Genomic DNA, 25,344 nt, shown 5'->3' with positions numbered 1-25,344 from the left:
TCAGCTGACTAGTTATAATACTCAAGAGCTTTTCCGGCTTTTCCTTCAGCATCAGCTAACTGACCTAAGTAAAGAGCAGATTTTGCAGATGGCTCAGCTTTGTGTAAGGCTTCCACTAACTTGAAGAACAAAGGATCTTCAGTACAATCTTTACCAGATAGTCTTCCTGCAGCTCTTTTCAACCAATCAACATTACTTTTATTAGCTTCAAAATCTTTACTGTATAAAGGAACAAGGTTATCACAATCTGCACGCTGACCTAACTTAGCATTAATACTTCCTCTAATGGTACTATATGCTTTAAGGTTGATCTCATAAGCATTCAGTCTCTTTTCATCTTTAGAAGTCAATTGCTCACCAGCTTCCTGCTTCTCGATAAGTGTAGCAAGACCTTCAGCCATTTTATTTTCATCTTCCTCAACCTTAGCGATAACAATATCATACTGGTTGAAAACATCCTGAAGTTCTTTCTTACCTGCATCCTGCAAGTCAACTAACAGAGAAAAGTAAGTATAAAGAGATTTAGCATTAAGAGCATCTTTATCTTCTTTAAACGCCTTATCAAAAGCAGCATATTGCTCCTCAGGAGTACCCATTTTGTAATCATACATCACCTGGGCTATATCAGCATATACTTCACCAGCCTTAGTTTTACCAGGGAAGTGCTGTAAACGCTCCTCGTATAATTTGATAAGATCTTGCGCTACGGCATTTTTCTCAGCATCAGGAGCTTTTTCAAGTTTATCTTTTAAGACTCTCTCTCCATATTGATAGGTTACTACGCTATATGAAGGACAATCTTTCCTTAGGGTTTGAATTCTAGGGTAAGCAGCTTCATAATTCTTGGCTTTAGCATCACTGTAAGCAAGAGATGCAGTAGTCGCACACTCCTGGTTTGCCTGCGCCTGCAAAGCTCCTGTACCTAAAAGTACCCCGGAAAGAAATAATATTACTTTAGATTTCATAGTGTAAGGTTTATTCCAGTTTAGTTGATTTATTCAAATTTTCTTTTTACAAACCATCTGTCATTAAGAGAGAGGCTTATTCTGGCATTAAAGAAGTCTTCTAAAACAAGTCCTGAGTCTTTGGTACCGCGCTGTCCATACTCAAATCCCAGGTTAATATTAGAGAACGTTCGTCCTGCCGGTAGTCCTACTCCAAAAGATATGCCAAACTCATTTATATCTTCACCATCAAGGTTTAGACCGGTTTCATCAAACCTTAGTCCACCGCGATAAACGATTCTACTGAAGTAGCTGGTTAAAGAATTATAATTAGGTATGTAATACCCTCCTGCTTTATAACTATTAGATTTATTGTAAGTCGCCCCTTGAAGAGCAAAAGATCTATTACTAAAATCGCTGGCTTCAGAACCAGTATATTCAACTCCTAAGAACCATTTCTTTGATTTTCCAATTCCAGATCCTACCGTAAAACTGGAAGGAACGGTTAGATCACCATTTTCAAGATCGATTTGACGAGCATCAACCGGCAAGTCAAGCCCCGTGTTAGAAAAAATAATCGTTGCAAGCTCTCTTTCGTTTTGTGATTTCAGGTCAGCTTCAGGAGAATAATAAGCCCCAAAGTTGAATTGCAGGCCTTCCTTCAGCATTCTTTCGTACTCCAGGCCAAAGGTAAAAGTGAATCCGCTGACGTCTGATCTATTGATCTCGCGACTTCCAAATTCAAGTCCTTCCCGAATGAAAATGTTCTTATTCTGAATGTTTCCGAAGTTATAATCCACATTAACCCCGAGGGAGATATTATCGTTGACCTCATATCCTCCTGAAAGGAATACTTTGGTGATACCACCTTTTCCTGAAAACCTGGTAACCGTTCCTGCCGACTCATTGGCCTCAAGAATGTCATACCCGACAGCTGTATATGGAATAAGCCCAAACCCAAAACCGAATTTCCCGGTTGGAATTCCTATGGCCAAATAATCTAAAGAAGTAGTATTGGTTGTTCCGCTCTCTTCGTCGGTCATCACTTCAGAAACTTTATGACTCCCTCCCAAAGTATAAGTTGTAAGTCCCAGCTTGCCGTAAGATGCCGGATTGCGAAGATTCAAATGGATACTGTCAGAAAGAAAACTCAGACCACCCATAGACTGGTTCTCTACGGTTCCTTTAAAAGTAGTCATTCCAATTCCGTAGAAAGAATATGGAGAGGAAGTTCGCTCCTGAGCGGTCGTAATCACTGAAAATAAAATGAATACGATTAGTATTAATCGTTTTGTCATTGACTGATATTAAATTCGAGAATATAATTTAATCCCTCCAACAAGATATTGGAGTTCGCAAATATGCTATTTTTTAAGTTTATAGACAAGAATTGTGCGTCTCCACCTGTAATAATTGTAAGCATTTCATCATATTGAGATGCATATTCCTCAATAATCCCGTCAATTTCTTTCAAAAACCCAAAAATCACTCCCGAATTAATGGAACTCAAAGTACTGTCTCCTATCAATTTGAGGTCTTCTTGCGGTGTCACTAATGGCAGATTTGCCGTAAAAGAATTAAGGGCTTTAAAACGCATTTTTAACCCCGGAGAAATCCCTCCCCCTAGATATTGATTTTCAGCATTTTTAAAGTCGTACGTAATACAGGTCCCGGCATCGATCACTAGAACGTTACGCCCGGGATACTTTTTGACCGCGGCGGCAGCAAGTGCTTTACGGTCGTTTCCTAAAGTTGCGGGAGTGCCGTAGAGATTTTCAAAAGGAAGCAAGGTATTGGCGTCAAGATTCAAAATTCTTGCCTTTTTCTGAAGACCAGAAGGCCAGGAAAAAGTAGTTTTTGACACATTTGAGGTCACTACCGCATGGATTTCGGGGAACTCCTTAAAAATTTCTTTTATTTTTTTTTCGAGTGACTCTTTCTGGACCACCTCCTTTTTCCCCAGTTCATCATTCTGAAAAACAGCAACTTTTGCAAGGGTGTTACCTACATCAATAATTAAATTCATTGTTATGAAGTTGTGAAAGCGAAGGTACAAAAGCATTTTTTTTAAAATTCCTTTGCGTGATATTAAATTTGAATCTATATTTGCACCCGCTTACTACAACAAGGTAAGCATGCTTTAAGCACTGGTGCCTTAGCTCAGTTGGTAGAGCAAAGGACTGAAAATCCTTGTGTCCCTGGTTCGATTCCTGGAGGCACCACCATCAAAGCAAAAACCCCTTCTTTTCAGGAGGGGTTTTTTTATTTTCCGGCCCATTATACTCTCCAAAAATGTTGGCGTAGCCGGGCAAGAAATTTTCCGTAAGACTTTTAAAATACATTTAAGCCATCTATATTACCGGCCTATCAAAAAGAAGAATTTATGAAAGACAATAAGGTGCTCAGATATATTGAAAATGTACTAGAAAACATGCCAAATGACTGGTTGAGGCTCACCACCCACCGGCTGGATATTTATAATGAAGAATTAGCAAAAACAGAGTTCCTGAAGCAGTTTGAGATCTTATTTCAAGAAAATAATTCAGAAACACCCGCGCTTAGTGAACTACCCACTGCTTTCGATTATATTCGATTAGGCCATCCACTATCTTCTATACTGGAATGGACAATTGCCCATTTAAATGACCTCAACCCGGAGAACGTAATAAGTTTTTCATCCCGGACGATCCCTGTATTAGCAGTTCTTAGAAAAAACTTATTGGATAATAAGAATACCCGAATACTGTATAAAGGTGAATTGCCAGATTATTTTGATGCTGAAGTAATAAAGCATGTTTACAACTATAATTTTGAAATGAAGCAAGTCAAGAGATCAGAAAAGATTTCTGATTTTGATGGCAGCACAATTTTAGTATCCCAGGATGATGAAATTGGTCATGCAGATCTCACTCCGCATATTGATTTTTATATCAGTGTGCATTCTAAGCTGGGAAGTATACTATTAGTAAATGGCGAAAAAAATGACTCGTACATATCCGAAATTCAGCATGTAAGAAGAAGAGAGACGATCGCCATGACACCTGCCAATTGTTTTACCGCCCTGCAGCTGCTAGTAAACAAGCCTGCATTTAATAATGAGAAAAGTGATGGTGCAACAACCAAAGCAAGGGTATTAGAATCAATTAAGGAGATTACCGGTACTAAGGCAGAAGCGCTTCTTGGATCTTCCGGACTATCTACTCAATATGCCATTATGATGGGACTTATTGACAATGCCCTAGAAAAACATAAAGGAAAAGACATCAGATTTATTGTTCCTCCAAATTGTTATGGTGGCACAAATGACCAGGCAAGACGCGTAGCCGCCTGTATTGATAACGTTGAAGTGGTAGATTTACCGGTTGATGGTGATAACGACATGGTGCAAAGTATCGATACGGTCCTGGATAAGATCGCTAGCGAAGATGCTGTCCCTTACATTATCGCTGAAATTCCCACAAATCCAAGAGTCGAAGTTCCCAACCTTAAAAACTTAAAAGAGGTTTTAAGTAAGGAGCGTAAAACTGCAAGCGGGGACGTTGCTATAGATCCGGTTTTTATTTTAGATCAAACATTTTGTCCTAATGTACAGTTTCTAAGTAAAGATGGAATACTCTCAACGGTCAGGACCATTTCTTATGTTAGCGGATCAAAATTTCCAAGTGGAGGTAAATGTACGGCCGGCTACTGTGTAGCAAATGAAAAAGCTGAAGATCTATTGAAAAAAATAGACAAGCATCTAAGACTTTGCGATAATGAAGCCACAGAGCTTCAGGTTGATATTTTAGCGAACCAACTACCTTCAATGAATCAAAGGATCGCAGATGCTTATAAGAATACACGTGACTTTGTAAACTTTATCCATGATACGCTCCCGGAGGCGAAGATCAATTTTGTTTCAGAAGAACTGGCTCAGCAAGGATTTACCCCATCTGTGTTTTCATTAGATCTTCCCACTAAAGGAAATACTGCTGAAGAAAGGGAAGCCTATAAGAGAGAACTGAATAAAAAATTGATCAATTTAATGATCACAGAGATCCCTAATGAGAGTAAATACTGTGTGAGTTATGGGCAGTTGAAAGGATGTTATTGGACGATTCCGGCAACATCAACTCAAGGAACGACTAAAGAAGATGACAAAGATTATATTGCCCGGGTATCACTATCTCCAAATTTAGATCTTGAACTCCATAAAAAGGTCTTTTTAGAGTTTGTCGAACAAATTTGAATCTAGCAAAAAAGTAAGGGAAGAATTAAAAATAAAAGTCACCTCAAAAGGTGGCTTTTTACATTACTGCTCGTGTTTAATATCAAGCTCTAACTTTCTTTTTCTTCTTTTTAGACTGTTTCCCAAATTTTCTTACCGTGGGTTAAGATGTATACCATAAAAGAAATCCACTTAATACTGTAATAAGGCCTAAAAGAGAAAATCCTCCCAAGATCATATTATTGAAATCATCTCTTCCTTCATAATCCATGGTATGCGTCATCCAAAGGAAATCAACCATCAGCTTCAGAAACATAAGCCCTGATAACTTCAGGAGTGGTGTCTGAAATCACATAAGCCGGGAGAGGCTTTCCTCTGTATTCGTGGTGATTTCCGGTAGAAGTGATCCTTTCCACATTTTTTATCTCCAGGCCATCGATCATACCTACTGTTAATCTCATTTTTCCTACAACTCTTGGGATCGAATTTTTAACTCTCATTTTTACCTCCACACTAAAAAATATTCATAATTTTGGAATATTTCCAATTATTAGGAATTATTCCATTTTTAATGAAAGAGAAGTCTATTATACACCTGGATCTGGATACATTTTTTGTGTCGGTGGAACGTTTGCTCGATTCAAAATTGCAGCACAAACCGTTACTGGTTGGAGGATTGGGAGATCGCGGGGTTGTAGCGGCCTGCAGTTATGAGACCCGAAGCTTTGGTGTCCATTCAGGCATGAGCATGAAAATGGCGCGGCAACTTTGCCCTGAAGCGACCGTAATAAAAGGAGATTCCGGCACTTACACTAAATACTCTCACCAGGTAACCGATATCATCAAAAGCAAGGTGCCCACTTTTGAAAAAGCGAGTGTCGATGAATTCTATGCCGACCTCAGCGGAATGGACAAATTCTTTGGTACTTATAAGTTCGCTCATGAATTAAGGCATCTAATTATAAAAGAAAGCGGCCTGCCCATCTCCTTTGGACTCTCACAGAACAAAGTGGTGTCAAAGATCGCTACGGGAGAAGCCAAACCCAATAATGAGCTATTCATTCACAACGGGGAAGAAAAGTCCTTTTTGGCGCCGCTCTCAGTTCGTAAGATACCCATGATTGGGAGTAAGACCTTTCAGAAGTTATTGCAACTGGGAGTAAATAAGATCTATACTATCCAGGAAATGCCGGTCGAAATGCTCGAAAGCGTGTTGGGCAAGAACGGAAGAACGATCTGGAAAAGGGCGAACGGTATAGATGACAGTCCTATCATTCCCTTTCACGAACGCAAATCGATCTCTGCCGAACGTACCTTTCACAAAGACACCATTGACATGATGGTACTACATGCCACCCTCACAGCGATGGGTGAAAATCTCGCTTTCCAACTTCGACAGGGGAATAAACTCACCACCAATGTCAGCGTGAAGATCAGATATTCAGATTTCAGCACCTATACCAAGCAAGCCAAAGTTCCCTACACCAGCGCAGATCATATTCTAATCCCCAAGATAGAAGAACTCTTCAGGCAACTCTACAACAGGCGGCTTTTGATAAGGCTCATTGGAGTGAAATTCTCGGGGCTGGTAGGCGGAAATTACCAGATCAATCTCTTCGACGATTCTGAAAAGATGCTGAATCTCTACAATTCTATAGATAAGATGCGAAACCGGTTTGGCGACAACAGCATTACCCGGGCCTCTACTTTGGGAGGGACTCATGTAGGCAGGATGCATAATCCATTTAACGGAGAGCCCCCGGTGTTACTGGCCCACAGGCAACAATAAGCAAAAAACGCCTTTTAGAAAGAAGATACCAGAACGATGTTTTTGAACTGTCATACATATTATTCCCTGCGCTACGGCACCTTTTCGGTAGAGGATCTTTGCCAGCTTGCAAAAGCCACCGGAGTACACAGCCTGGCAGTAACCGATATCAATAACACCTCAGCCTGTTTAAGCCTGGTAAAGATCGCGGCAGATTTCAATATTAAACCTCTCATAGGCATCGATTTTAGAAATGGGGTAAAACAGGAATATGTAGGACTCGCTAAAAGCAATGAAGGTTTCAGGATCCTGAACGAACATTTGTCGGCTCATCTTCATCCAAAAAAACCTTTTCAGAGCGATGCCCCCTCACTGGAAAAATGTTATATCATTTACCCTTTGGAAAAGGTCATGGCCGAGAAGAAAACCCATTTCAGGGACAATGAGTTCATAGGTGTATCTATTGAAAGTCTTCGGAAATTGAAGTTTTCAAAGTACCTGGAGTTCAAAAACCAGCTGGTGGTACTGCAAACGGTAAGCTTCCGGAATAAAAGAGATTATAACGCGCACCGGTTATTAAGAGCCATTGACAACAACACTCTTTTAAGCAAACTTCCGGAAGAGGAACAAGGAAACCCGGAACAAAAAATGGTTTCTCCTGAACGCATTTCCGAAGAATTTAGAGATTATCCCTATATCCTGGAGAACACACAGGCTATCATTGAAAATTGCGAAGTACACTTCAAGTTTGGAAAAGACAGGACCAATCAAAACCTGCAGGTCTTTGGCAAAAGCAGGGAAGAAGATGCAGAGGAATTGAAAAAACTATGTTTCAAAAATCTGCCAAAACGATATCCAAATGCTTCCGAAGAGGTATATACCCGGGTACAAAAAGAATTGCACGCGATCATCAGCCTGGGTTATGTATCTTATTTTTTGATCAATTACGATATCATTCAGTATGCAAAATCAAAAAATTATCCTTTTATAGGCCGGGGGAGCGGAGCAAATTCGGTAGTGGCTTATATCATTGGCATCACCAATGTTGATCCCATAGAACTTGACCTCTATTTTGAACGCTTCATAAACGCCAATCGCAACTCTCCTCCCGATTTTGATATTGATTTTTCCTGGAAACACCGGGAAGATGTCACGGCCTACATCTTCAAAAAGCATAAGAACACGGCTCTTTTAGCAGCTTACGTAACCTTTAAACGCAGGGCTGTGGCGAGGGAACTGGGGAAAGTGTTCGGTTTACCGAAAGAGAACATAGACAAGCTTTCGGCGGGATATTTTCAACTGAAAGACCTGGACAAAATTGAAAAATTGGTACTGCAGTACAGCAATTTAATTGAAGGTCTGCCAAACTATTTAGGCATACACGCAGGCGGGATCATGATCCTGGAAAAGTCTGTTTATCATTACGCCGGAACATTTCTTCCGCCAAAAGGCTTCCCTACCTTGCAAATAGACATGAACATTAGCGAAGATGTAGGCATCTTCAAATTTGACATTTTAGGACAACGCGGCCTCTCTAAGATAACCGACACGGTCGAGATCATACATCAAAATCGGCCCGATGCCCAACTTCCCGACATGGAAGACATCAATTTGTTCAAAAATGACCCGAACCTCAACCACCTGCTGAGCACCGGGGATTGTATGGGGGTATTCTATGTAGAATCGCCCGCTATGAGAGGCTTGTTCATAAAACTGCAAACAAAGAACTACCTGGAACTGGTAGCGGCGAGTTCCATCATACGCCCGGGAGTTTCAAACGGGGGAATGAAAGAAGAATATATCAAACGGCACCGTGACCCAAAAAGGAGAAAACAGGCGCACCCCGTGTTGTATAAGATCCTGGAGGAAACCTACGGCGTAATGGTATACCAGGAAGATGTACTGAAGGTCGCGCACTTCTTTGCAGGTCTTTCCCTGGAAGAGGCAGATGTACTGCGCAGAGGAATGAGCGGGAAGAAAACTTCAAAAGGCCAGATCGAGAAAATAGAGCGCAAATTCAGGGATAATTGCAGGGTAAAAGGATATCCCGAAAGCCTGATCGACGAGGTCTGGAACCAGATCTCTTCCTTCGCGGGCTATGCCTTCCCAAAAGGTCATTCAGCTTCGTATGCCGTAGAAAGTTACCAGGGACTCTACCTCAAGTATTACTTCCCTTTGGAATATATGGTGGCCGCGATCAATAACGGCGGTGGCTTTTATGACCTGGAGACCTATCTTCAGGAAATAAGACGGTATGGCGGAAAAGTGCATCCTCCCTGCATCAACAAAAGCGATCACCCCATTGTCATTTGCGGAAAGGATGTCTACCTGGGACTGGGTTATATCAAGGAACTAGAAACAAAGGTCATTCAGCGTATTCTTGAAAACAGGCAATTCTTCGGGGAATTCAAGTCCCTGGATGATTTTATAGATCGGCTCGATATTTCCATTGAACAGTTAAGCCTGTTGCTGAAGATCGAAGCCTTCCGATTTACCGGTCTTGACAAGCATCATTTACTGTGGAAAGCATATTTTAAGCTCAGTAAAAGTAGATCGAGATCAAAACAGGCAGTCCTGTTCAAACCCAAACACCGGGATTTCGACCTGCCCGAATTTGAACACTCCTTACTGATCGATGCCTATGACCAAATAGAACTACTGGGATTCTCGCTCCACAGCCACTTCAGCCTGCTGCAAAATGAGATAAAACCTGCAGTAAAAGCCCGGGATTTAAATAAATATATCGGTCAAGACGTGGAGATCTACGGCAATCTTATCACCACCAAGCGCACCGCCACCAAACACAACGATTATATGTATTTCTCCACTTTTTACGATGACGAGGGGACCATCTTCGACACGGTTCACTTTCCCAATGTCGCTAAAAAATACCCTATGTGGAGCAAAGGCATCTATTTGTGTTACGGAACAGTAGCAGAAGAACTGGGCTACCTCTCCATAAGCATAAAATGGGTCGCGCGGCAAAAAACTGCGGGTGATCCAAGACTGGAAGGAAATGTAAAAAGAATTGGAGCTTAAATTTAAAAATCCCGTAACACGAATTCAGCGTACATAGGAAAATGATCTGAACTGAATTCAGGTAATTTTTCAAGTTCTACCAGCGCAAACTCTTCAGTTACAAAATAATGATCCAAAGGCCAGCGCATTATTTTAGACTGGGCATCAAAACTATTGTAAAGACCGCGACCTATACGCACATTCTTTAAATTCCCGTCATTCCCAAAAAGACGGGCTGTATGTGACCACGAAACATCATTGAAATCTCCCGCTACTATTGCCGGTAGTTTTTCTTGAGAAACCATTTCTCCTACTCTAAGCAGCGATACTTCAGCCTCTCCTACATTATCCGGATATTTATCACTTGGCATGGGAGCAACAGGGTGTACTCCATGAAACATAAAATTTTTACCCGAAGGCAATTCCACCATGGTATGAAAAGAAGGAACATTCTTATGCTTCAGATATTTTATCTGCTTATCTCTCAAAGGGAATTTTGAATACAGCGCCATCCCGTACGCTTCCTCATTAGGCTGCTTCATTACATAAGGGTAGTTTTCATTCAAGGACTCTAATTGCAATAACCACCAATCGTTTACCTCCATCACCAGTAACATATCCGGCTTTCTGGCCGCCACCAGTTCCAAAAATTTATCACTCTTACGATTTTTGATCAGAACATTGGCTACCATTATTCCTACTGAATCTTCCTGATCATATTCTGCCACGGCATCAGGAACTGACTTTTCACCAAACCAATAAGGAAAGATTCTAATGGAATGAATACTTACCGAAGACAACAATCCAAGAATCAATAATACTGAAGGAAGATCCCACTTTTTGTTAAGTCCGAGGAAAAGAATTAAACAGATCAATCCCAGGATCCAGTATTGAAGTCGCGGAAAATCAAGCACTTTAGAATACCAGTAAGGGAGGTCGTAAAATAAGGACAATAGGCTGGCTATTATCACCAAGGAACTAATAATGATTACGAAATAGTAAAATATTTTCCTGAAACTCATAATAACAGCGGATTTTTGAATTCTTTATAAAATAGTTAAAATACCGCTGTTTACACAAAATTTGTTAGAACCTTAAGAAACCAGGAAAGATCCCGGAAGTGAATCCGGGATTTTTTATAACTCATTAGGTGAAAATTTAACCTCCGGCCCTTTGCAGTTCTTCTAAGGATTTTGAGCGGGAAGCACTTTCTGACTGCCCGTTACTGATCTTATAGCGAAGGTTGAGACTAACTCCCCTATTCCCCCAGTATTGATTGATCTTTGTGGAATTATTATTGAAAGTAGTGGTAGCACGAGATCGCATGGTTTTGAAGATGTCGGTAGCTTTAAAGGTCAGATCTAACTTATCATTCCAAAAAGACCTTTTAAGTCCTGCATCTAACCACCATTGATCTTCAAATTTATATAGACCATAAGCCACAGGTCCTTCATAAGAGGCAAATAATTCCAGTTTTAAATTTAAAGGCAGGTTGATCCTTTGAGTACTTCTTGCCGTAAAATACAACTGGTCATTCTCAAGTTCCTGTTCCCCGATCACGATGTCATATTCCTGTTTTACCAAAACAAAATTATTGTTCATATGCCAGTCCGGCAGAATCTTAAAGGGTGCGACCAGTGTGGCTCCATAACTTCTAAAGTCATTCATGTTCTGGATCGAAAAGATCATTTCTTTGGTCTCAGGATTCTGAAGGGGGATCTCCCCTATGTAATCCCTTGAATGATCATAGCTGAGCAAAAGATTATATTTTTTTAGGAAGGTCTGCGAAAGCTGAAAGGAATTCATGAATTGAGGCTTCAAACCGGGATTTCCATCTATGTACGTATATGGGTCTAAATAAAAAATAAAGGGATTCAATTGTTTGTATGCAGGACGGGAAATCCTTCGGCTAAAGGAATAGTTCAGCTTATAATTCTCGCTTAAAGTCTGTTCAATGTTCACATTCGGAAAGAACTCCAGGTAACCACGATCTATCAAAGCGTCACCTTCTATAGACCTGCCTTCAGAAAAGGTCTGTTCGGCACGCAATCCTAACTGAAAGTTCCAGGTATCATTGATCCTGTTTCTGTAACTGAGGTACCCCGCAAAAATATCCTCCTCATATCGGAAATCATTACTTCTCGAGGGATCGGGCTGAAGCGAACCACCCTCATCTATCGAAAAACGCAGTTTACTATCTGAAATCACTTTGCTCACCTTAACGCCCAGGTCCAAATTTGAGGTCTTTGTAAAAGGTACTGACAGATCTGTCTTTGCCGAATAAATATCGAAGTCGCTAAGATTGTCGCTGTAAAGCACCTCCTTAAAATGTGATCCGTCATTATAAGAATAGTTATTAACGAATTTTGAATTTCCATCTTTTCTTAATTTTACATAATCAAGATCTACAGAGAGTGATGTCCCCACACTATCAAGAACCCCCTGGTAATGGACATTGATCCCGGTATTCTCGAATGATTCATCCAGGAAATTTTTCGCGTCGATCTGCGTGGTCTCCCCCACATTTATATTTTGAAGAGTTCCCCAGGTATGCCAGATATTATCTCTTATCTGGTTAGTAAAATTAAGCATCACCCCCACAGAATGTTTCGGGTTTATTGAATAATCTGATCCCACCCGCAAAGAAGGGATATATTTTACGCGGGTATCTTTTCCTTCCTGTCTGAAAATGGCATTTTCGCCTTCAGCCTGTATGACCCGGTCAAACTCCTGGTCTCTTATTGTACCTTCCTTAGCCATATCCAGGTTTAAAAAAGAGTTCCATTTAACCTTTTTATAATTCAAAGCCAAACCCGCGTTATACCAATGTTTTTCGCGAATTTCATATCCTGCGTATATGCTCCCGTTTAATCCGCTAAGGCTATTGCTTTTCAGGTTAATATTGAGAATACCTGCCGTCCCTTCTGCATCATATTTGGCAGTGGGATTATTAATGACTTCAATATTCTTAATATTTTCGGCTGACATTCCTTCCAACATAGTCTGAAGTTCTTTCGAAGACAGGTAGCTCCTTCGTCCGTCGATCATCACGGTAACCCCGCTTTTCCCGTTCAGAAGAAAATTACCTTCCTGGTCTAAGGAAACTCCGGGGGAGCGGGAAAGGATCTCAAAAGCAGAACTGCCCGCTGCCAGAGCCGTTCCTTCCACAGATACCACCATATTCCCGGCATTGAACTCTACCCTGGGTCTCCAGGATTTTACCATCACCTCGTTCAGCATTGTCACTTCTTCGGCCATAGTTACCATTCCGAAGGAGTGCCCATAATTTTCTCCTTTTACAATAAATGGTTCTGAAAAAGTGGGTTTAAATCCGATGGCGCTGAACCTTAAAAAATATTCCCCATCTTTTGGGGACTTCATACTGAAGTTTCCCGTTTCATTAGTGGTACCTCCTGTTACAATGGTAGAGTCCTGCACCTTCATGATCGCTACTGTCGCATAAGGGATCGTCTCTTTATTTTGATCCTGAAGGCTGCCGTTAAGGCTGCCTTCCTGGGACCAAAGTAACGGACTTATTATAGAGGCTAATCCAAATAAAAATTGTCTGTACCACTTCATCACTGTAAATTTTTTGATTGATTGATCGTTCGGGCAAATATGCTGTTGATGTGCAACTTTTAAAACATGAAAAAGTTGAAGTGGGATTATAAGAGAGTGAATCAGGAAATAAACTGGATGAAAATATTTGGAACCTCTTCTAAGTGTATCACTCAAATCTATAAAAACAAAAAATCCCGGAAATGAATCCGGGATTTCATGATGAAGTTTAAATGAAGAATTGAACTATTGACCGCCCGCCCTGCTCAATTCTTCCAGTTTATTTTGACGGGCAGTTTCCTGCGATTTAGAATTTTTAAACCTGTATCTTAAATTAATACTGAAACCACGGTTATATAAATACTGGTTCAGTTCAAAGGTACTCCCCGGATATTCAGCCTCCACATCGATCTCCATTCCTTTGAATATATCTGTAGCTTTTAAAGTAACATCTAGACGATCATTCAAAAATGTTTTTTTAAGGCCCGCATCCAGGAACCATCTTTCACCTATGGAATATACTCCAGAAGCAACAGGCCCCATATAATTTGCGTTAAGTTCCATGTTCACATCCCAGGGCAGCTTGATACGGTTATTAGACTGGAATGAATAGAATAAATTGTCATTCTCAATAAGTCCCTCTTCATATGGAATATCAAAATTTGTCTGGTTAAAAACAATAGTATTTTCTACATTCCAGAAAGAAGCGAGCTTAACCGGCACCAATAAAGTCGCTGAAAACGATTCCCTTTGATCCATATTAGCAGTGGTTAGAATAGCTTGCCCGGTTTCCAAGTCTGTTTGTGGATATTCGGCTGTAGCACCATTAGTTTTACTATAATTCAACATTAGGATATACTTCTTAAAGAAACTTTGAGAAATTCCGAAGGAAGAGGTGATCTCAGCATCCAGATCAGGATTTCCTACGATATATGTGTAAGGATCCAGATAGAACAGGAAAGGATTTAATGTGCTGTAGTTCGGCCTGTTGATCCTTTTACTATAAGAATACTGGATCTGATAGTTCTTACTTACCTTCTGGCTTAATTGCACGTTTGGGAAAAAATCCAGGTAATCTTTTTCATTTATTTCACCCATAGTTGGAGAGATACCCTTTCCAACCGTTTTTTCTGCCCTCAATCCAAGCTGAAGATCCCAGGTATCACTTAACTTATTGGAATAACTCGCGTATGCCGCATAGATCTCTTCTTCATAAGTAAATGCATTGCTCCTGGTGTCATCCAGTTGTCCGGACTCATTTTGGCCCAAATAGAATTTAAGATCACTTTCTGAAACTACTTTACTTCCTTTCACTCCCATACTTAGACTTGATCTTTGATTCAATGGAAGAGTAAGATCTGCCTGCGCTGCAAAGATCTCATAGTCTGAGATACTTCGGTTAAAAAGGTCTTCCCGGTCAGACCTGTCCTCCGGCACAAAATAATAGTTATTCGTAAAGCGGGAATCAAGATCCTTTGAAAGCTGCACATAATCCAAATTAGCTGAAATCGTGGTGCCAACAGTATCAAGTTTTCCTTCATAATGAACGTTCAAACGGCCATTGCTATAATCTTCATTTGATCTGTTTCTGGCAGAAATAGTTTGGAGGTCCCCACTTCCAAAATCTCCAAGTTCGGTCTCGGTGTCCCACTTCCCATCTTCATTATAGAAGGAATAGTTCGCTCTGAATCCTATACTATGATCTTCATTTATTTTATAGTCAGCTCCTGCCTGGAAAGTAGGAACCCATTTTGTCTCCAGTTGATCTCCAGTTTGGTGAAAATAATCGTAGTCAAAGTCATATGTATACACTCTTGTAATTTCATTTTTTCTGGTAAACCCTCTCTTTGAAATATCTGCACTAAAGAAGGTATTCCATCTGCCTACGTTATAGTTTAAGTTTGTTCCGGCATTATACCAGTTTTCCCTGTTAAATTCCATTCCACCATATACACTTCCGTTAAACCCAAGTGCCACCCCGTCTCGAAGCTCGATATTTATGATCCCTGAAGATCCTTCAGCATCATATTTTGCAGAAGGGTTGTGGATCAATTCGATATTCTTGATATTCTCAGCAGGCATAGATTCCAAAAGAGTCTTTAACTGGTCAGCTGAAAGGTAAGTGAGTCGCCCATTGATCATGACCTTAGCACCACTTTTACCATTTAACAACAGATTCCCGTTCTGATCTGCTGAAACTCCGGGGGATTTAGAGACCACTTCGAAGGCAGTGCTTCCGGCAGCCATAGCCGTTCCTTCAATTTTCACCACCATTTTACCGGCTTCCATTTCAATACGCGGTTTCCAGGCCTGTACCATGACCTCGTTAAGCATAGTGACCTCTTCGTTCATGGTAATGACCCCAAAATTTCTTCGGAAATCTTTTCCGCCGACGTTAAAAGGCTCGGTAAAAGTTGACTCAAAGCCAATCGCACTGAACCTCAACAGAAATTCCCCTTTTTCGGGAGCCTCCATTATAAAGCTTCCGTCCATTTCGGTGGTAGTTCCAGTTACTACCGTTGAATCAGGTAATTTCATTACCGCTACGGTAGCAAAAGGAATAGTTTCTTCTTTCTGGTCTATCAGGCTTCCGCTTAGACCGCCCGCCTGGGCAAGAAGAATCTGGCTCATTAAAAGGGCTAAAACAAACAAAAAATTTTTATACAACTTCATCATATTAGTTTTTGGTTAGACTTCATTTTGGTTAGTAACCGGAACAAATATTAGCCTAACTAACTGCAAATGAAATCTGTAAAACAGTGAAGCAGGATAATTGATGGCTGAAAACGGATTTTGAGACCATGAAATGGTTAAGGCTTTTTGAAAGAATCAGGACCTTGGCTTTGCTTAAATGGAGTGAGTTATGAAGTTCAGTAAAACAGGTTATTTTTTCTATTTTTACTTCCAGTCAAAAATCAAAAAGATCGAAAAGCAGGTTTTAAAAAAGGATTTAACCGAAAGAAAAAAAGATACGAAAGGTCTGTTCTGGGTTTTTCGAAAAGCGGGACAGGCAGCCTTGGTAAGCTTATTACTTTACGAGCTGTTTGCTTTTCTACACACGGGAGGGCTTTTAGGCGTTTCAGAACTTTCCCGGGAAAGATTTTTACAGCTGGAGATCCTGACCAACTTTCTATATATCTTTTCGATCTTCCTGTTCTTCCCCTTAATTTCGAAATTTGCTTTTGAAAGAATCCAGCATAATAATCCATTTATAAGAGGAGCTATTGAACTTAGCCTTGTATTGGTTGCAAATGCAGTTTTACTCTCTCTTTTTAACCTGGCACCACTGCTTCTTTTAGCTCCGGACCTGGAACCTCTCCCTGGCCGCATAAGGACAGCTTACCTGGTAAGTGGAATATTCTCCCTATTCTTTTATTTTTTCGTGGAACGGGAAAAAAGTAAAAAACATTTGCAGGAAGATATGTTAAGAACGGCCAGGCTTCAAAAGGAGAATTTCCAGGCTCAATTGGAAGGATTAAAAAATCAGGTGAATCCGCATTTCTTATTCAACAGCTTAAACGTTCTAAGCTCACTGATTCACCAGGATAAATTGAAGGCCATTGAATTCACCCGTCGCCTGGGTGAAATTTACAGGTCATTCATGGAAAATAGCCAAAACCACCTAGTTTCTCTGAAAAAGGAACTGGATGTTACCCGGTCCTATATCTACCTTTTGGAAACGCGCTTTGGTTCCGCTGTTCAATTTGATATTCAAATCGATTCTGAAAAGTTAAACCTTAAACTTCCCACGGGTTGTCTTCAAATGCTTGTCGAAAATGCCATTAAACACAACGGTTCTACTAAAAAAAGACCGCTCAGGATCTATATTTATACCGAAAATGATCATGTGGCTGTAAAAAATAACCTGCAGCCCAGGCTGGAACAATTTGAATCCACCCATACCGGTCTTAATAATATTAAAAGTCGTTATCGATATCTTTCAGAAGAAAGAGTAATTATTAATAAGACCGAAAAAGAATTTATTACTAAACTCCCATTATTAAATACCAATTCTCATGAAGATCTTGATAATTGAAGATGAAGCATTCGCGGCTAATGCGATTGAAAAAATGATCTCTGATCTACGGCCACAAACCCAGATCCTGGACAAAATCGAATCTGTCGAGGAAGCGGTGGAATGGTTCAACACTCATTCTTTCCCCGATCTCATCTTTTGTGATATTCATCTTTCTGATGGCAGTAGTTTTGAGATCTTCAGGCAGGTAGAAGTAAAGAGCCCTGTCATTTTCACAACCGCCTATAATGAATATGCCCTGGAAGCATTTAAAGTGAATAGCATCGATTATTTACTGAAACCTATTGATAAGCATGAATTAGAAAAAGCAGTTAAGAAATATGAAGAACTAAATAAGGACCATATTTCGCGGGAACTGGAAAATTTATCAAACCTTCTGAGAAATACGGTTTCAGACAGCGGGAAGACTTCCAAATCCAGGTTTATGGTAAAATCAGGGCAAACTATCAGGACCATTTCCAGTGAGGAGATCGCGTATTTTTTGGCTGAAGAAGGGGTCGTTCTATTAGTAACGCCTGAAGGAAAACGCTTTGTCGTGAACTACACCCTTGATCAACTTGAAGATCTCCTGGACCCAAAAAACTTTTTTAGGGCTAACCGCCAACTTATTACCCGAATAGATGCGATCAAGGAAGTGAGCCCCTATTTTAAAGGTAGATTGCACCTTTCTCTGAACCCGGAATTAAAAACTGACCAGATAGTAAGTAGTAATAAAGCTTCTGCTTTTAAAGAATGGCTGGACCTATAATATGCAGACCCTCGATCAAAATAAACTCAAACAGAAAAGAGTCCTAAAAATCACTTCTCTTTCTTGGCCTAAAAAACTGTTTTTTGCAGCGATTTTAACGGTGGCCATAGAGTGGATCTTCATTTATCTTAAATTCGGTGAAATATTTCGCCCTCTCACTTGGGACTTGGGACTGGAATTGCTCTTCTCTTATGCCTATTTCGTTTCTCTTGTATGGATCTACCCACATATTTCGGCTTTTATCCAATCTGAAAAGGTATACAGGTTAAAAACAAAATTTATAAATGTTATTGAAGGAGTAAGTGTCGTTCTGGCAACTTTATTATTGACCCTGGCCACCAAATTACTACCAATTTGGCTCATCTTGCTCGTCCTTAATGAGATATACGGCATCAACGCATACTTTGATGAGGAGGCGGTACGTCGTAATGTTGTATTGCACGCCATACTTGGACTTTTCTTCTATTATTTCGTGGAACGTGAAAGGATCAAAAAACAGATCCACGCAGAGCAACTGCATTACGCACAGCTTCAACGAGAGGAATTTCGAGGACAGTTGAAAAACCTTGAAGACCAGGTCAACCCCGGCTTCCTTTTTCGCAGTCTTGAAACCCTGGAAGAACTTATAAAAAAGAACGAACAAGAAGCCACAAATTACCTCAACGATCTTTCGTTCCTGTACCGTTCTTTCCTGAACCAAAAAGAACAATTGATTACTCTGAAAGAAGAAGTAAATGTCGCAAAGGCTTATTGCGGGTTGCTAAAATCACATTACAGGGATAGAATTAGCATGCAATTTGACATTTCCAATGGTTTTTTAAACTACCAGATCCCACCGGGTTCCCTCTACTTTGTCCTTGACAGGATGATCTCTTCAAATGCAGCTGATAAATCGTTGGATATTCATATTGAAACCAGTTCAGGAATTTTGATCATTTGGACTACTAAAACCGGGCTTTTTTCTGAAGATGCCTTGACCGTTATCAAGGAAAAGTACCGTATTCTTTCCGTGGAAAGCATTGAGGTCATTCAGACAGAAAATGAGTTCAAGGTGCATCTCCCGCTGCTTCAGATTGAAAATGAAGTCCCTGAAAGGAAATGAAATTTCATTATTGTTCCATATCAGAAGAAATTACAATCCGGATAAAATAGTCGGTAAAGCCGTATATTAGGGGTTCAAAAAAAAAGACCCATGGCTAAAACGTATTATGATCCGGCAGATCTGAGAAAATTCGGAAATATCACTGAATGGAATGAGGAACTGGGAAACAAGTTCTTCGATTATTATTCCAAGGTTTTTGAGGAAGGTGCGCTTACCGCACGGGAAAAATCATTGATCGCGCTAGCTGTCTCACATGTGGTCCAGTGTCCATATTGTATTGATGCTTACACCAAAGACGGGCTGGAAAGAGGAATCGAAAAAGAGGAAATGATGGAAGCCATTCACGTAGGTGCTTCCATAAAAGGGGGTGCAACCCTGGTACACGGGGTGCAGATGATGAACAAATACGAAAAATTATCAATGTGAGCAGATCCAGGGAAGCACAGAGTGCTGACGAAGGAGACGTTCAACTCGAGAGAACGAGGGATCTCAGATCCAGGGAAGCACAGAGAGCCATCTTAAAATGAGGAAATGATTTCCCCTTTTCGGGAAAATATATAACCCATCGACATTTATGCCTTTAAAATCACTTTCAGCAAGAAAGAACAGTCTTGCCAATCCTGATAAACAATTGGAAATTCTGAATTCAGGAATTTTCGAAGACGGCGAATTACCCAAATTCAAGGAGAAGCTTGAAAAATCAGGTTGTGCTCCCCTAAAACCAAAAGAGTTGGAGATTTTACAACTCAACCTGGGCTATATGTGCAACCAGGTTTGTTCCCACTGCCATGTTGATGCCGGGCCCGACCGAAAAGAGATTATGACCCGGGAGACCATGCAGCAGTGTTTGGAGGTGATCAAAAGTTCAGGTGCGCACACCCTGGATCTTACTGGGGGAGCTCCCGAAATGAACCCAAATTTCAGGTGGTTTGTTGAGGAAGCAGCCAAAGCCGGAATTAAAGATTTCATTGTAAGGTCAAATCTCACCATCATTGTGGCTAATAAAAAATACCATGATCTACCTGAGTTCTTCAAAAAACACAATGTACACGTAGTTTCTTCTCTTCCATTCTACAAAAAAGAAAAAACCGACAGACAGCGCGGGAACGGAGTTTTTGGTAGATCTATCGAAGCTTTAAAAATGCTGAACGCAGCAGGCTATGGAGTTGAAGGCAGCGGATTGAAGCTTGACCTGGTGTATAATCCCTCCGGCGCATTTTTACCGGCTTCACAGGAAGCTCTTGAGCGGGATTTTAAAAAAGCCCTGAAAGAAGACTTCGGCATCACTTTCAACCAGCTTTTCAGCATTACCAATTTGCCTATAAGTCGTTTCCTGGAATATTTGATCGCTTCAGAAAACTACGAAGATTACATGTACGCCCTTGTGGAAGCTTTTAATCCTTCCGCAGTGAAAAATGTGATGTGCACCAATACGCTGTCTGTTAGTTGGGACGGGTGGCTCTACGACTGTGACTTTAACCAGATGCTGGAGCTGAAAGTAAATTCAGAAGTAAAGCACATTAAAGATTTCCAGAAGGAAAAATTACAGGACCGGGACATTATTGTTTCTCAACATTGCTACGGCTGCACCGCCGGTGCAGGCAGCAGTTGCCAGGGAAGTGTAACTTAATTATAAAAAGATGCCCAAAAATAAAAACCTGTTAATGATCTTCACCAGGAACCCTGAGCTAGGGAAGGTAAAAAAAAGACTGGCCGCTGATATTGGTGATAAAGCTGCATTAGAGCTGTATAATTTTCTTCTGGAACATACATTTCAGGTGACCAGCGATCTTCTGGTAGATAAGGTCGTTTATTATTCAGAAGCAATCCAAACCGGCGACATTTGGGACAAATCTACTTACAGTAAAGCGATCCAGAAGGGAACTGATTTGGGAGAACGTATGAAAAATGCTTTTATTGACGGATTTCAAAAAGGGTATTCGAACATTGTAATAATTGGAAGCGATCTGTACGACCTTCAAAAAGAGGAACTTGAAAAGGCCTTTTTGGAACTGGAGCAGCATGAGTATGTGATAGGACCGGCTCAGGACGGGGGATATTATCTAATTGGCAAGAAATCCTTAAATTCAACATTATTTAAAAACAAGACCTGGGGCAGTGATTCTGTACTTCAGGAAACCTTAAAAGATTTAACTAACGAACATATAATTTTGCTGGAAGAAAGGAATGACATTGATACCTTAAAAGATCTTGAGGCCCATCCTGAACTGCAGCATTTCATTAAAAACAAATGATCAAAGCATTAGAGGAAACTACCGAATTTTTAGAAGCACGTGGATTTGATAAACCCGAAATCGGGATAATCCTGGGCACCGGCCTGGGGAAATTAATAGACGAGTTAGAAATAATTTCCGAAGTCAGTTATAATCACATTCCGGGGTTCCCAACGGCAACCGTTGAATTTCATAAAGGGAAGCTGATTTTTGGGAAGTTAGACGGAAAAAAAGTGGTGGTCATGCAGGGCCGTTTTCATATTTACGAAGGTTATTCCCTTTGGGATGTAACCTATCCGGTACGGGTAATGAAGAGACTGGGAATTAAAAAATTACTGATCTCCAATGCGGCCGGATCTATAAATCCGGAATTCAAAAAGGGTGAGATCATGCTTATAGACGATCATATCAATTTACAGGGAGGTTCCCCTCTTGCCTTTAAAGGAGTAGAGCATCTTGGCACCAGGTTTACAGATATGAGTGCACCTTATGACCAGGAAAGTGGAAGGATATTACAGGAGATCGCTAAAGAAAATAATATCAATCTTAGAAAAGGAGTTTATGTGGCGGTTACGGGCCCTCAGCTAGAAACCCGCGCCGAATATCGTTATTTAAGGATCATTGGGGCAGATGCCGTTGGAATGAGCACGGTACCCGAAGTGATCGTTGCCAATCACCTGGGTATTCCTATCGCAGCTGTTTCTGTATTGACAGATGAAGGCGACCCTGATAATTTACAGCCGGTGGACATCCAGGATATCATTGAAGCAGCCGGTCAGGCTGAACCACAAATGATCACTTTATTCCGGGAACTTATCAAACGAATAAAACTAAAATCTATAGCCTAATGCAGGAACATGTGGTCATCATAGGAAATGGTATCGCCGGTATTACTGCCGCGAGGCACATCCGTCGTATTTCCGATAAAAAGATCACGGTCATCTCTTCGGAAAATAAGTATTTCTTCTCCAGGACTGCACTTATGTATGTTTACATGGGCCACATGAAATGGGAAAACCTGGAGCCTTATGAGCCATGGTTCTGGGAAAAGAACCGAATAGATCTGATAGAAGATCATGTTGAAAAGATAGAACCCGTTTCCAAAAGCTTGTTTTTGGCACATGGCGAAAAAATACATTATGACAAACTTATCCTTGCCACCGGTTCCCTTCCAAGGAAATTAGGCTGGGAAGGTCAGGATCTCAAAGGGGTGCAGGGACTAGTCACCAAACAGGACCTCATGCTGCTGGAAGAAAACACGAAAAACTGCCGACAGGCTGTAATTGTAGGAGGTGGATTAATTGGGGTGGAACTGGCAGAAATGCTGCATACCCGAAATATTCCGGTCACCATGCTCATCAGGGAAAAAGCCTTTTGGGCCAATGTTTTGCCGCAACAGGATGCCGAATTCATTTCAAGACATATTGCGAGCCATGGGATCGACCTTCGCTTCCAGACCGAACTGGAATATATAAAAGGAGATCAAAGAGTGCAGGCAGTTAAGACCCGAGACAATCAAGAGATCCAAACAGATCTCGTAGGGCTTACTGTTGGTGTGCAACCAAATGTTTCGTTTTTAAAAGATTCGGGCATTGAGACCGACCAGGGAATACTGGTAGATCCTTACTTCAAAACCAATGTTGATAACGTTTATGCCATAGGAGACTGTGCGCAGCACAAGGAACCCGCAGAAGGCAGAAAACCTATTGAGGCCGTGTGGTACACTGCCAGAATGATGGGCGAAACTGTAGCCCAGACCATTTGTGGAAATGAGTTCAAGTACCAGCCCGGAAACTGGTTCAACAGCGCCAAATTTTTTGAGATAGAATACCAGACCTATGGCCAGGTAGCTGCAAATCCGGAAACCAACGAACAACATTTCCACTGGGAACATCAGAATGGAAAAAAGTCAATTACGATAGCATACGATCTTGAAAATGGTGAATTCCTGGGCATCAACACCTTTGGGATCAGGATGCGTCACGAGGTCTTTGACAAGTGGCTAAATGAAAAAAGATCGGTCGAATTTGTATTAGGTCATTTGCGCGCCGCTAATTTCGATCCTGAATTTTACGACAGGTACGAACGCGAGATTTTCAAAACATTTAAACAAAACCTTACAACAACATTATAACCTATGTCAACCGTCCATCATAACATGTCCCTTACCGGAGAACCACCTAAACACCTTTCCACGGTACAAAAGATCGCTACCGGACTGGGATGGACGGGGCTGTTTATATTGACGCTGAGCATTTTTAATGTTGACCTTCCGTTTTATTTTGTCTGGATCGCCCTGGGCCTAATAGTTACGGGAGTTGTATTATATGCGAACGATCAATACCTCGGAAAGCCCGCAGGCATTAAAAACGATGGGGTCTGGTTCAAAAACTTAACTTCCAGGGGATCGCTCGCCTGGGGCGCAGGGCTCCTGCTAACCTGGTTCTATATCATTCTTTATTGGTACCCGGAATATCTGGGTTTTAATCCGGAGGGAGAGAACACCGGCGTCATTGGTTTTTTTGATCCTTTGAGCAGATTGATAAACGGGCATGCAGCCAGTCAATGGTTCGTCTATGGCGTTCTTTATACTATCGCGATCCTGACCTTCGGCTATAAGTTCATTCTTAAATATCGACATAACAAATATGAAATCCTACGAACCATTTCGGTCATGTTCTTCCAGTTAGGTTTCGCATTTATCATTCCTGAAATACTAATTCGCCTCAATCAGCCATATTTCAACCCGAATGTGATCTGGCCCCTGAATTATGATCTGTTCGCGGGCTATAATTTAGACAAGTTCTTTTCTGCCGGAAATGTGGGATTGATCATGCTGGGCTTCGGGGTAGCTTCCATATTTGTAATAACTCCTATCCTCACCTATTTCTACGGGAAAAGATGGTATTGTTCCTGGGTTTGCGGGTGTGGAGGAATGGCGGAAACAGCCGGAGATCCTTTTCGTCATTTATCAGATAAAAGCCGAAGCAACTGGATCTTTGAGCGCTGGCTGATCCATACGGTACTGGTCTTCGTAGTAATAATGACCATAGCGGTGGTGTACACTTTTTTAAATGAGAACCAGGGACGGTTTTGGTTATCAAAAGACACCTTCCTTATTAGTTGTGGTATATTTTTCACCGTTCTTTTCTCAGGCATTATGCTCTTTAAAAGGAAAGAACTGGCTAAAGACGCCAAATATGGTGCGGTAGGCTTCTTTGTGATTCTGCTGTTAATTATCGCTTTGTATTATTCCACCGGGATCAGCTATGGACATAAACTTAGGGAGTGGTACGGATTCTTGATAGGAGCCGCTTTTTCAGGAGTGATAGGTGTAGGTTTTTACCCCATTTTCGGAAACCGGGTTTGGTGTCGTTATGGTTGCCCCATGGCCGCCATTCTGGGAATGCAACAGCGTTTGTTTTCCAAATTCAGGATAACTACCAATGGAGGTCAGTGTATCTCCTGCGGAAATTGTTCTACCTACTGCGAAATGGGAATTGATGTACGGGCTTATGCTCAGAAAGGGGAAAATATTGTGCGTTCCAGTTGTGTGGGTTGCGGAATTTGTGCAGCTGTGTGTCCGCGCGGGGTGCTTAAACTTGAAAATGGTTCTAAAGAAGGAAGAATAAACGGAGATGCGGTATTATTGGGCAATGATGTGGATCTACTGGACCTTATCAAACAACAGAAACACGACGCCCGAAAAAATTGATTTTTTAAGGAGCT

At 41.0% G+C, this 25,344-nt stretch carries 18 protein-coding genes, 1 tRNA gene and 1 pseudogene; 13 read left to right on the top strand and 7 right to left on the bottom strand.

The window, feature by feature from the left end; all coding sequences use genetic code 11:
* Nucleotides 1-8 precede the first annotated feature (8 nt).
* Genes ACFQ1G_RS12665 through ACFQ1G_RS12655 form a run of 3 tightly spaced genes read right to left on the bottom strand, consistent with a single transcriptional unit; the run spans nucleotide 9 to nucleotide 2,970 of the window.
* On the bottom strand, nucleotides 9-965 hold the full coding sequence (locus ACFQ1G_RS12665; RefSeq protein WP_380740104.1) for a hypothetical protein: 957 nt from the start codon (nucleotides 963-965) through the stop codon (nucleotides 9-11).
* 29 nt (nucleotides 966-994) lie between these two features.
* The gene (locus ACFQ1G_RS12660; protein WP_380740102.1) at nucleotides 995-2,242 is read right to left on the bottom strand and encodes a hypothetical protein; all 1,248 of its coding nucleotides are present in this window, start codon (nucleotides 2,240-2,242) and stop codon (nucleotides 995-997) included.
* Nucleotides 2,239-2,970, bottom strand: a complete 732-nt coding sequence (locus ACFQ1G_RS12655) for a type III pantothenate kinase (protein ID WP_380740100.1) — start codon at nucleotides 2,968-2,970, stop codon at nucleotides 2,239-2,241. Before ACFQ1G_RS12655 ends, ACFQ1G_RS12660 begins: the two co-directional genes overlap by 4 nt.
* A 123-nt stretch (nucleotides 2,971-3,093) precedes the next feature.
* Between ACFQ1G_RS12655 and ACFQ1G_RS12650 the strand changes: the two genes are divergently transcribed.
* Nucleotides 3,094-3,169: transfer RNA gene (locus ACFQ1G_RS12650), tRNA-Phe, on the top strand.
* A gap of 158 nt (nucleotides 3,170-3,327) precedes the next feature.
* Nucleotides 3,328-5,172: a cystathionine beta-synthase gene (locus ACFQ1G_RS12645; RefSeq protein ID WP_380740098.1), complete on the top strand. Its 1,845-nt coding sequence runs from the start codon at nucleotides 3,328-3,330 to the stop codon at nucleotides 5,170-5,172.
* 142 nt (nucleotides 5,173-5,314) lie between these two features.
* Here the strand turns inward: ACFQ1G_RS12645 and ACFQ1G_RS12640 are convergent.
* Nucleotides 5,315-5,594, bottom strand: a pseudogene (locus ACFQ1G_RS12640) (hypothetical protein); the annotation flags it as partial.
* A gap of 128 nt (nucleotides 5,595-5,722) precedes the next feature.
* Between ACFQ1G_RS12640 and dinB the strand changes: the two are divergent.
* The gene (dinB, locus tag ACFQ1G_RS12635; protein WP_380740807.1) at nucleotides 5,723-6,940 is read left to right on the top strand and encodes a DNA polymerase IV; all 1,218 of its coding nucleotides are present in this window, start codon (nucleotides 5,723-5,725) and stop codon (nucleotides 6,938-6,940) included.
* Nucleotides 6,941-6,976: 36 nt separating this feature from the next.
* A complete protein-coding gene (locus ACFQ1G_RS12630; RefSeq protein WP_380740096.1) occupies nucleotides 6,977-9,958 on the top strand; it encodes a DNA polymerase III subunit alpha in 2,982 nt (993 codons plus the stop codon).
* Between the two features lie 2 nt (nucleotides 9,959-9,960).
* Here ACFQ1G_RS12630 and ACFQ1G_RS12625 read toward each other — a convergent pair whose 3' ends face one another.
* The 3 genes from ACFQ1G_RS12625 to ACFQ1G_RS12615 all read right to left on the bottom strand — a co-directional run bounded on the left by ACFQ1G_RS12625 (nucleotide 9,961) and on the right by ACFQ1G_RS12615 (nucleotide 16,126).
* Nucleotides 9,961-10,959: an endonuclease/exonuclease/phosphatase family protein gene (locus ACFQ1G_RS12625; RefSeq protein ID WP_380740094.1), complete on the bottom strand. Its 999-nt coding sequence runs from the start codon at nucleotides 10,957-10,959 to the stop codon at nucleotides 9,961-9,963.
* Between the two features lie 136 nt (nucleotides 10,960-11,095).
* Nucleotides 11,096-13,516, bottom strand: coding sequence for a TonB-dependent receptor domain-containing protein (locus ACFQ1G_RS12620; RefSeq protein ID WP_380740092.1), 2,421 nt, complete (start codon nucleotides 13,514-13,516; stop codon nucleotides 11,096-11,098).
* 225 nt (nucleotides 13,517-13,741) lie between these two features.
* Complete coding sequence (locus ACFQ1G_RS12615) at nucleotides 13,742-16,126, bottom strand: TonB-dependent receptor domain-containing protein (protein ID WP_380740090.1); 2,385 nt, start codon at nucleotides 16,124-16,126, stop codon at nucleotides 13,742-13,744.
* A 232-nt stretch (nucleotides 16,127-16,358) separates the two neighbouring features.
* Here ACFQ1G_RS12615 and ACFQ1G_RS12610 point away from each other — a divergent pair, with 232 nt between their 5' ends.
* The 9 genes from ACFQ1G_RS12610 to ACFQ1G_RS12570 all read left to right on the top strand — a co-directional run bounded on the left by ACFQ1G_RS12610 (nucleotide 16,359) and on the right by ACFQ1G_RS12570 (nucleotide 25,330).
* A complete protein-coding gene (locus ACFQ1G_RS12610; protein WP_380740088.1) occupies nucleotides 16,359-17,531 on the top strand; it encodes a sensor histidine kinase in 1,173 nt (390 codons plus the stop codon).
* Entirely contained in the window at nucleotides 17,512-18,279 is a 768-nt protein-coding gene (locus ACFQ1G_RS12605) for a LytR/AlgR family response regulator transcription factor (protein ID WP_380740086.1), read from the top strand. Before ACFQ1G_RS12610 ends, ACFQ1G_RS12605 begins: the two co-directional genes overlap by 20 nt.
* Before the next feature lies 1 nt (nucleotide 18,280).
* Nucleotides 18,281-19,381 (top strand): histidine kinase, encoded by a 1,101-nt coding sequence (locus ACFQ1G_RS12600; protein WP_380740084.1) that lies wholly within the window; start codon nucleotides 18,281-18,283, stop codon nucleotides 19,379-19,381.
* A 90-nt stretch (nucleotides 19,382-19,471) separates the two neighbouring features.
* Entirely contained in the window at nucleotides 19,472-19,807 is a 336-nt protein-coding gene (locus ACFQ1G_RS12595; protein ID WP_380740082.1) for an arsenosugar biosynthesis-associated peroxidase-like protein, read from the top strand.
* A 148-nt stretch (nucleotides 19,808-19,955) separates the two neighbouring features.
* Nucleotides 19,956-21,011: an arsenosugar biosynthesis radical SAM (seleno)protein ArsS gene (gene arsS, locus ACFQ1G_RS12590; RefSeq protein WP_380740079.1), complete on the top strand. Its 1,056-nt coding sequence runs from the start codon at nucleotides 19,956-19,958 to the stop codon at nucleotides 21,009-21,011.
* A 10-nt stretch (nucleotides 21,012-21,021) separates the two neighbouring features.
* Nucleotides 21,022-21,636 (top strand): TIGR04282 family arsenosugar biosynthesis glycosyltransferase, encoded by a 615-nt coding sequence (locus ACFQ1G_RS12585; RefSeq protein WP_380740077.1) that lies wholly within the window; start codon nucleotides 21,022-21,024, stop codon nucleotides 21,634-21,636.
* A complete protein-coding gene (locus tag ACFQ1G_RS12580) occupies nucleotides 21,633-22,463 on the top strand; it encodes a purine-nucleoside phosphorylase (RefSeq protein WP_380740075.1) in 831 nt (276 codons plus the stop codon). Before ACFQ1G_RS12585 ends, ACFQ1G_RS12580 begins: the two co-directional genes overlap by 4 nt.
* A complete protein-coding gene (locus ACFQ1G_RS12575; protein ID WP_380740073.1) occupies nucleotides 22,463-23,749 on the top strand; it encodes an NAD(P)/FAD-dependent oxidoreductase in 1,287 nt (428 codons plus the stop codon). The genes ACFQ1G_RS12580 and ACFQ1G_RS12575 overlap by 1 nt, the downstream gene beginning before the upstream one ends.
* A gap of 3 nt (nucleotides 23,750-23,752) precedes the next feature.
* The gene (locus ACFQ1G_RS12570) at nucleotides 23,753-25,330 is read left to right on the top strand and encodes a 4Fe-4S binding protein (RefSeq protein ID WP_380740071.1); all 1,578 of its coding nucleotides are present in this window, start codon (nucleotides 23,753-23,755) and stop codon (nucleotides 25,328-25,330) included.
* The last annotated feature ends 14 nt before the right edge of the window (nucleotides 25,331-25,344 follow it).

The sequence above is a fragment of the Salinimicrobium gaetbulicola genome, from assembly GCF_042676025.1.
Classification (GTDB): domain Bacteria; phylum Bacteroidota; class Bacteroidia; order Flavobacteriales; family Flavobacteriaceae; genus Salinimicrobium; species Salinimicrobium gaetbulicola.
This window is presented reverse-complemented; position numbering and strand designations above follow the sequence as displayed.

Bases quoted from the DNA above. Each gene is read 5' to 3' on its own strand.
- ACFQ1G_RS12665 (WP_380740104.1), bottom strand. From the start codon at position 965: ATGAAATCTAAAGTAATATTATTTCTTTCCGGGGTACTTTTAGGTACA.
- ACFQ1G_RS12660 (WP_380740102.1), bottom strand. From the start codon at position 2,242: ATGACAAAACGATTAATACTAATCGTATTCATTTTATTTTCAGTGATT.
- ACFQ1G_RS12655 (WP_380740100.1), bottom strand. From the start codon at position 2,970: ATGAATTTAATTATTGATGTAGGTAACACCCTTGCAAAAGTTGCTGTT.
- ACFQ1G_RS12645 (WP_380740098.1), top strand. From the start codon at position 3,328: ATGAAAGACAATAAGGTGCTCAGATATATTGAAAATGTACTAGAAAAC.
- dinB (WP_380740807.1), top strand. From the start codon at position 5,723: ATGAAAGAGAAGTCTATTATACACCTGGATCTGGATACATTTTTTGTG.
- ACFQ1G_RS12630 (WP_380740096.1), top strand. From the start codon at position 6,977: ATGTTTTTGAACTGTCATACATATTATTCCCTGCGCTACGGCACCTTT.
- ACFQ1G_RS12625 (WP_380740094.1), bottom strand. From the start codon at position 10,959: ATGAGTTTCAGGAAAATATTTTACTATTTCGTAATCATTATTAGTTCC.
- ACFQ1G_RS12620 (WP_380740092.1), bottom strand. From the start codon at position 13,516: ATGAAGTGGTACAGACAATTTTTATTTGGATTAGCCTCTATAATAAGT.
- ACFQ1G_RS12615 (WP_380740090.1), bottom strand. From the start codon at position 16,126: ATGAGCCAGATTCTTCTTGCCCAGGCGGGCGGTCTAAGCGGAAGCCTG.
- ACFQ1G_RS12610 (WP_380740088.1), top strand. From the start codon at position 16,359: ATGAAGTTCAGTAAAACAGGTTATTTTTTCTATTTTTACTTCCAGTCA.
- ACFQ1G_RS12605 (WP_380740086.1), top strand. From the start codon at position 17,512: ATGAAGATCTTGATAATTGAAGATGAAGCATTCGCGGCTAATGCGATT.
- ACFQ1G_RS12600 (WP_380740084.1), top strand. From the start codon at position 18,281: ATGCAGACCCTCGATCAAAATAAACTCAAACAGAAAAGAGTCCTAAAA.
- ACFQ1G_RS12595 (WP_380740082.1), top strand. From the start codon at position 19,472: ATGGCTAAAACGTATTATGATCCGGCAGATCTGAGAAAATTCGGAAAT.
- arsS (WP_380740079.1), top strand. From the start codon at position 19,956: ATGCCTTTAAAATCACTTTCAGCAAGAAAGAACAGTCTTGCCAATCCT.
- ACFQ1G_RS12585 (WP_380740077.1), top strand. From the start codon at position 21,022: ATGCCCAAAAATAAAAACCTGTTAATGATCTTCACCAGGAACCCTGAG.
- ACFQ1G_RS12580 (WP_380740075.1), top strand. From the start codon at position 21,633: ATGATCAAAGCATTAGAGGAAACTACCGAATTTTTAGAAGCACGTGGA.
- ACFQ1G_RS12575 (WP_380740073.1), top strand. From the start codon at position 22,463: ATGCAGGAACATGTGGTCATCATAGGAAATGGTATCGCCGGTATTACT.
- ACFQ1G_RS12570 (WP_380740071.1), top strand. From the start codon at position 23,753: ATGTCAACCGTCCATCATAACATGTCCCTTACCGGAGAACCACCTAAA.